The organism is Pseudomonas sp. NPDC087615 (assembly GCF_044743445.1).
In the GTDB taxonomy this organism is placed as follows: domain Bacteria; phylum Pseudomonadota; class Gammaproteobacteria; order Pseudomonadales; family Pseudomonadaceae; genus Aquipseudomonas; species Aquipseudomonas baetica_A.
The window spans coordinates 1-6,844 of record NZ_JBIUWM010000046.1 but is presented as its reverse complement, the minus strand read 5'-3'; the positions used below and the strand labels follow the sequence as shown (position 1 = coordinate 6,844).

The 6,844-nt window shown below is 58.5% G+C and carries 9 protein-coding genes and 1 pseudogene; 4 read left to right on the top strand and 6 right to left on the bottom strand.

Going from position 1 to position 6,844, the window contains the following annotated elements; translation table 11 throughout:
• Positions 1–110, bottom strand: a pseudogene (locus tag ACIOU6_RS20760) (HU family DNA-binding protein); the annotation flags it as partial.
• 396 nt (positions 111–506) lie between these two features.
• On the opposite strand from ACIOU6_RS20760, the gene yejK reads away from it, so the two are divergent.
• Both yejK and ACIOU6_RS20750 read left to right on the top strand, forming a co-directional pair.
• Positions 507–1,511 carry a nucleoid-associated protein YejK gene (gene yejK / locus ACIOU6_RS20755; RefSeq protein ID WP_221729923.1) on the top strand — a complete coding sequence of 335 codons (1,005 nt, stop codon included), beginning with the start codon at positions 507–509 and terminating at the stop codon, positions 1,509–1,511.
• Positions 1,511–1,861 (top strand): glutaredoxin family protein, encoded by a 351-nt coding sequence (locus ACIOU6_RS20750; RefSeq protein WP_401138762.1) that lies wholly within the window; start codon positions 1,511–1,513, stop codon positions 1,859–1,861. The genes yejK and ACIOU6_RS20750 overlap by 1 nt, the downstream gene beginning before the upstream one ends.
• 48 nt (positions 1,862–1,909) lie before the next feature.
• Here ACIOU6_RS20750 and ACIOU6_RS20745 read toward each other — a convergent pair whose 3' ends face one another.
• The 5 genes from ACIOU6_RS20745 to ACIOU6_RS20725 all read right to left on the bottom strand — a co-directional run bounded on the left by ACIOU6_RS20745 (position 1,910) and on the right by ACIOU6_RS20725 (position 5,843).
• Positions 1,910–2,845, bottom strand: a complete 936-nt coding sequence (locus ACIOU6_RS20745; protein ID WP_221729925.1) for a glutathione S-transferase family protein — start codon at positions 2,843–2,845, stop codon at positions 1,910–1,912.
• Positions 2,846–2,929: 84 nt separating this feature from the next.
• Positions 2,930–3,232 (bottom strand): GIY-YIG nuclease family protein, encoded by a 303-nt coding sequence (locus ACIOU6_RS20740; protein WP_221729926.1) that lies wholly within the window; start codon positions 3,230–3,232, stop codon positions 2,930–2,932.
• Between the two features lie 39 nt (positions 3,233–3,271).
• Entirely contained in the window at positions 3,272–3,742 is a 471-nt protein-coding gene (locus ACIOU6_RS20735; protein WP_401138761.1) for a nuclear transport factor 2 family protein, read from the bottom strand.
• A gap of 147 nt (positions 3,743–3,889) precedes the next feature.
• Complete coding sequence (locus ACIOU6_RS20730) at positions 3,890–5,194, bottom strand: CynX/NimT family MFS transporter (RefSeq protein WP_221729928.1); 1,305 nt, start codon at positions 5,192–5,194, stop codon at positions 3,890–3,892.
• On the bottom strand, positions 5,184–5,843 hold the full coding sequence (locus ACIOU6_RS20725; RefSeq protein ID WP_221729929.1) for a FadR/GntR family transcriptional regulator: 660 nt from the start codon (positions 5,841–5,843) through the stop codon (positions 5,184–5,186). The genes ACIOU6_RS20730 and ACIOU6_RS20725 overlap by 11 nt, the downstream gene beginning before the upstream one ends.
• 156 nt (positions 5,844–5,999) lie before the next feature.
• Between ACIOU6_RS20725 and ACIOU6_RS20720 the strand changes: the two genes are divergently transcribed.
• Positions 6,000–6,266, top strand: a complete 267-nt coding sequence (locus tag ACIOU6_RS20720; protein WP_260455534.1) for a type II toxin-antitoxin system MqsR family toxin — start codon at positions 6,000–6,002, stop codon at positions 6,264–6,266.
• A complete protein-coding gene (locus tag ACIOU6_RS20715; protein ID WP_401138760.1) occupies positions 6,263–6,748 on the top strand; it encodes a type II toxin-antitoxin system MqsA family antitoxin in 486 nt (161 codons plus the stop codon). Before ACIOU6_RS20720 ends, ACIOU6_RS20715 begins: the two co-directional genes overlap by 4 nt.
• Positions 6,749–6,844 lie beyond the last annotated feature (96 nt).

Below are 6,844 nucleotides of genomic sequence, written 5' to 3'. Positions count from 1 at the left end.
TTATGATCAACGATTTTGCCCTGCTGGGCCAGAGCGTTACGCGCGGTGGTTTTCGGCGCGTCGATAGCTTCAGCGATGTCGGCGTTCAGTTGGTCTTTTGTAAGAGCCATGTAGTGTTCCTTCCCTATCAAATTCATATGGATTGCAGAGTGCAGTGTCAGCCATCGAGCCCGATCTTCTGGATCTGGCACCCTCGGCGATAACCACGACGAGTCGGGGTTATAGATACCGAAATCAGGGTTTGGTTCGACCTGACAAATGCTGAATGCACGCTTAACGCAGTGACTTCGCGTAAGACCGGGCAAAACTAGCACAGAGGCGGGGAAATATCCGCCTCTAGCTACCCATTTGGTCAGCTTTATTGCTCTAAATCGGTAAAAAACTGCATAAGCGCCTTCGAGCCCCCCGGTTTTGCCCTTCAACCCGCGCCAAAACCAGTGGTTGCGGTACACTGGGCGCTTTTTCGGGGGAGCCTGCCCTCCTCCCTTCCAACAGCCGAGAAGCCCATGCCGATCCGTCATTGCATCGTCCACCTGATCGACAAAAAACCCGACGGCACGCCCGCAGTTCTGCACGCCCGTGACTCTGAACTGGCTGAGTCCGCGGCCATCGAGAACATGCTCGCCGACCTCAACGAGAGCTATAACGCCAAACAGGGCAAAGCCTGGGGCCTGTTCCACCCGGAATCCGGTGCATTCCCGTTCAGCGGCTGGCTGAAGGAATACATGGAGGGCGCTCACGACTTCACCGCGTTCAGCAAAGTCGCGGTCGAGCATCTGCAAAAGCTGATGGAAGAGTCGAACCTGTCAGTCGGCGGCCACGTGCTGTTCGCCCACTACCAGCAAGGCATGACCGACTACCTGGCCATCGCCCTGCTGCACCACAGCGAAGGCGTGGCGGTAACCGATGAGCTGGACGTGACGCCGTCGCGCCACCTCGACCTCGGTCAACTGCACCTGGCGGCGCGGATCAACGTTTCCGAGTGGCAGAACAACAAACAGTCCAAGCAGTACATCTCGTTCATCAAAGGCAAAAACGGCAAGAAGGTATCGGAGTACTTCCGCGACTTCATTGGCTGCCAGGAAGGCGTCGATGGCCCGGGCGAAACCCGCACTCTGCTCAAGGCGTTCAGCGACTTCGTCGAGAGCGAAGACCTGCCGGAAGATTCCGCCCGGGAGAAAACCAAGACATTGGTGGATTACGCCAGCAGCCAGGCCAAGCTCGGCGAACCGATGGGCCTGGAAGAGTTGTCCGAACTGATCGACGAAGAGCGTCCGAAAGCCTTTTACGATCACATCCGCAACAAGGACTACGGCCTCTCGCCAGAGATTCCGGCAGACAAACGCACCTTGAATCAATTCCGCCGCTTCACCGGCCGCGCCGAGGGCCTGTCGATCAGTTTTGACGCGCACCTGCTGGGTTCGAAGATCGAATACGACGAGGAGGCCGGCACCTTGGTGATCAAAGGCCTGCCGACGTCGCTTACCGATCAGTTGAAGCGCCGCAACTGATGCTCGCCAATGTGCTGAAGAAGGTCGCGCTGGTACTGCTCGTGGTAGTGGTCTATCAGAACTGGGGCAAGATCGAGCGGGTGTTCAATCCGTCGCAGATGGTTTCCGAGCAGACCCGCGCGCGGGCCAGTGTCGTGCTATACGCGACCGACTGGTGCGGCTACTGCAAGCAGACCAAGCGCTTTCTCGACAGCAAGGGCATTCCTTTCAAGGAATTCGATATCGAGAAGGATGCCGAGGCGCGCAAGGCGTACGAGGCATTGGGCGGACGCGGGATTCCATTGATCGACGTGAATGGCACGTTGATTCGCGGGTTTGATCCAGATGAGATCCTCGCCGCCCTGAAATAAATGTGGGAGCTATCGCGCTCCCACGGGTTTTGCAGATGACCGGATTAATCAGCGTGCTTCGAGACGGAAACCGAAGCGTGGGAAGTGCACATGCACCACACCACCGCGTGGGTCTTCGCGACGAAGGATCAGCTCTTCACTGCCTGCAAACAACAATTCCCCAACCACTGGATCAACCCCGTAATCCGTCGCGGCAATTGCCACTTGCTGCCCGGCCTTGAAGCCGTTCGGATCTTCGAATTGCTCATTCGGCAACGCTTGCGGCGTCGAACTACGTGCCACCTCCAGCGCCTCCTCGGCCGTCATCTCGCTCGCGGCGCCATGACCAAAGCCCAATACGCGGCCCACCCACGCAGACACAGCCGGATACTCATCCACCAGCGGCGCGGTGACAGGCGTCGCCTTGAGGAACCACATCGAGTGCGCCAGAGCGAAGTCGGCGATCGATGGCTCACCAAACAGATAGTCACCCTGCTCACGCTGCAACTGCTGCTCCAAGCGTGCCATGATCGTCGGCCATTGGTGTTTGGCCAGTTCGGTGGACAAACGCGTAGCACTGCCACCGCTGAACAACCCGGCGCGGTCGGCGAGGAAGGCCTTGATTGCTTCCGGCGGCAGTTTGCCGAAACGCACCGCGACCGATTCAGGTTGAAACACTAGGCTGACCGCATGTTGGAATACCACCGAATCCGCCCATGCAGCGAAACTGGCGGTAATCATTTCCTGACCTTCAGGGAAAAATGCCGGCAAGGCTTTTTCCTGCTCTAAACGGCGAGCAATCAGTGACGTGTCGCAGTAGATGTCGGCACCGATCTGCAACACCGGCGTTTTGCGGTAACCACCGGTCAGGGCGGTCAGGTCCGGCTTGGGCATCACCGGTGAAATATGCACAGAGCGCCACGACAAGCCTTTGAAACCCAACAGCAGGCGGGCCTTTTCAGCAAATGGTGAGGTCGGGTAATGATGCAGAATCAACTCGGGCATGCTCGGCTCCGCCGCTCAGATAGTGAGTCGGCAGCTTAGCGCGCATTGGCTTGGCAGCCTACAGATCTGGCTGATAGGAACCAATCAGTCAGATTGATAAGACGCCACCAGGCATTCCTTGGCGCTCTTTTTGAGTTTTTTGATCAACCGCTCCTGGCGCAGCGCATCGCTCTTGTCTCGGCAAAGTTCGGTGTAGACCAAGGCCATGGCCGGGCTGGAGAGGAAGAACCGCGCGCCCTTGCCACTTTGATGCTTGGCAAAACGGCGCACGGGATCATCGCTGATCCCGCAATACAGCGAACCGTTGGCCGCACGAACGAGGTAGACGAACCAGGACTTGCTCACCGGCTCGACAACATCGACAGATTTTTCGCTAAGGCTGGTCACTTCGGGATCAAGGCGTGTAGGAAACAGGCCGCAATCTTATCAGCGACCAGCCTGAAATACCTTCAGTCCCTTAAGGGCCTGAGCACGTACGGCATTGCTCACCAGCGGCGTCCAGCCCAGGAGCAAGCCTTTGAAACCCAAGGCCTGACGTGACCAGCGCCACAGGTCGAAATGATCGTGGTGTTCGCAGATCTTGTCGTCGCGGAACACGAAGCGCGCCTGGATGTCATTGACCACGACATTGCCGGTCTGGCTGAACAGATAGGTCGCGACCCAGTGCGCGCCACCGCTGCGCTCATCGGCGCGGACATTATCGAAGGTCAGGGAGAAGTCCTTGGCCCGCGTGGTGAGCATGCGCCACATGTCGCCGGCATCGCGTCCGCGCAGCTCACCGAAGGCCGGATCGCTGAACACGACGTCATCGGTGTAACACGCGGCCATGGCGTCGGCATCAAGGTTCTGAAAGGCCTGGTAGAACCGGGTGATCAGCGCGGCGTGGGCTTCACTCATGGGCAAACTCCAAAAAATGGACAGATTGCCCGCACGATAATCCGCAAACCGCGCAAACACTATCGGCATTCGCAAACCGAATACCCGCAGCACACAAAACCTATGTGGGAGCGAGCCTGCTCGCTCCCACATCTGAAATCAGCGCATTCAGATTTTTTCGCTTGTGACCTGCACATACAACGCACGCCCTGCACCCAGGCCGGCGAGGATCGCGCCACAGCCGATGATGCCGAAAATCCAGCCCAGCGCATTCCAGCCACCGGTCAAGTCATGCACCACACCGACCGCGAACGGCCCCATCGACGCCAGCGTGTAGCCGAAGCCCTGGGACATGCTCGACAGATTCGCCGCTACATGAGCATCCCGCGAGCGCAACACGATCAAAGTCAAAGCCAGACTGAACGTACCGCCCTGCCCCAGCCCCAGCAGAATCGCCCAGCCCCACAGGCCTTCGATCGGCGCATAAAGGCAACCGAACAGACCGCCGAGGGTCAGCGCCATCACCACCACGATTGCCAGGCGCTGATCCTTGCCACGGGTCGCCAGCCACGGCGCGGCCAGCGAACTGGCGAGCTGGATGATCACCGAGCCAGACAGCACCAGGCCGGCCTGAGTCGGTGTCAGCCCACGACCGATGAGGATCGAAGGCAACCATCCGAAAACGATGTAGGCCAGCGACGATTGCAGGCCCATGTACAAAGTCACCTGCCAGGCCAGCGGGTCACGCAGCAAACCACGCACGCGGTAGGCGACGTTGTGCGCACCGTGTTTGCGCCCGACTTGCGGCAACCAGAAAACCGCCGCGACCAGCGCCGGAATCACCCAGAAGCCCAGGCCCATGGCCCAGCTGTGACCGAAGTGTTCGCTCAGCGGCACGCTCGAACCTGCCGCCATCGCTGCGCCCAGGCACAAGGCCATGGTGTAGACACCGGTCATGGTTCCAGCGTGTTTGGCGAAGTCGCGTTTGACGATCCCGGGCAGCAAAACGCCGATGATGCCGATGCTCGCGCCACCCAAGACGCTGCCAGCGAACAGGCCGATCTCACCAAAGTTGCTGCGCAGGATAATGCCGGCCGCGAGCGTCAGCAGAATGCCCAGCACCACCCGTTCGGCACCAAACCGGCGCGCCAGAATCGGCGCCAACGGTGCGAACAAACCGAGGCAGAGCACCGGCAACGTTGTCAGCAAACCCGCCTGCGCCGCCGACAGCCCGAGGCTTTTGGAAACATCGCTGAGCAACGGCGCCATGCTCGACAGCGCCGGACGCAGGTTCAGCGCGACCAGAATCAGGCTCATCAGCAACAGCCACGGCCGACGTACCAAGGGGTGATTTTGTTGCACCTGCTCGTCATCGGCCTCGGCGTCGATCAGCAGTTCTTCAAGCTCTGCCGTGCGCTTGGAGGCTGTGGATATCTCACTGCGGGACATGGACTTCTCGGTTTCAAGGTTCATTGATCAACTGCCTGGACAAAGCTTTGGCCCGTTCCGGGTCGCGTTGTTCGACCGCATCGAGCAACTCGATGTGCAGGTCGAACACCTCCTGACGACGCGGGACGATGTTCAGGGTCTGGCGCAATTGCGCGCCGACGATGCTGGAAAAATAGCGATACAACTCGCTCAGAGTCGGGTTGTGCGCGGCGTCCACCAGCCGACGATGGAACACCAGGTCGCAGGCGATGTAGGTGTCGAGATCGCCGTGGTAATGGCTGCCGCTGGTGCCCAGCGCCTCGCGCAATGCGACGAGGTCTTCGTCGGTGCGGCGCAGCGCCGCCAGACCAATGGCCTCGACCTCAAGGATGTGCCGGGTTTCCCGGGCCTGCTCCGGCGAGCAGCGCGACAGCGCCTTGAGCGTATCCAGCGGATCGACCACAGCGCGCAAATAACTGCCGTCACCCTGACGAATCTCGATCAGCCCGGAAAACGCCAGTACACGCATGGCTTCGCGCACGGTGTTGCGGCTGACGCCCAGTTCGGCGCACAGCTCAGGCTCGGTGGGCAGACGCTCGCCGACCTGCCAGACGCCGCTGTTGATACGCTGGCGAAGCTGATCCAGGGCCTGATCGACCAGGGATCGTTTGATGAGTGGAGAAATATCTGACATAGGATTCGCCCTTTCATCCAATCATAGGATGAATTTTCTGACATGTTAGTCAGACCCTTGTGGGACGGCAACCACCTAGGGTCAATCGGAGACACATGGAGCGGCATTTTCGATTGGTCAAAATTACCCTTTAAGGGTAATTTCAGGGACCGGGTTTTGGTCAGGAGACTCGGCTGGAGGGCATTCACGCACACGGCGAAAAAGACGGGGACTGCACTCGGACTGTCTCTTGAGGAGATGCAAGAAATCGTTCTCAAACTGCAGCGCAGCATGTTTTACAAATCAATGACGACTTATGACGATCACCGTATTTGGCAAGACGTCTATCACATCCAATCACATGGTTTGGAGATCTACATCAAGGTGTCATATCACTGCGACAGGCGCCCACCCGTGATCTCTTTCAAGGAGAACCATTCATGAACACGCAACAGTGTGTCAGTTGTGGCGCCCCTGAAGGCATGGTGCGTTTCAACGGTCGAGGCGAAACCGTGCGCGCTAAGGGAATGGAGCGGCGGATCGACGATTTGTCGGGCTGGGAGTGCCAGAAGTGCGGTGAGATCGAACTGGATGAAGAGTGCGGACAGCGATATTCAGACGCATGCGATGAACTCGTTATCGCCTGTCGAAAAATGGTAGGTAACGAAATGAAAAAAATCCGTCGTAAATTGCACCTGACGCAAAAGGAAACGGTGCAATTGCTTTCAGGGGGCGGACACAACGCTTTTTCACGATACGAGCGCGGCGAGGTACTTCCACCGAAAGCATTGATACTGCTCATGCGCCTGCTGGATCGCTATCCACACTTGCTCGCCGATGCGAGAATTTTGGCCCAAGGTGCTGATTTGAGAGGCGCTTTCAAGTTCACTGAGCACAAAGAGCAGGAACCTCTCGCCGCATCCTGACCATCGAGTAGGAGGCGGATTCACATCCGCCGTCCTCTCACACCACCGTACGTACGGTTCCGTATACGGCGGTTCAGGTTATACGGTTAAGTCGGT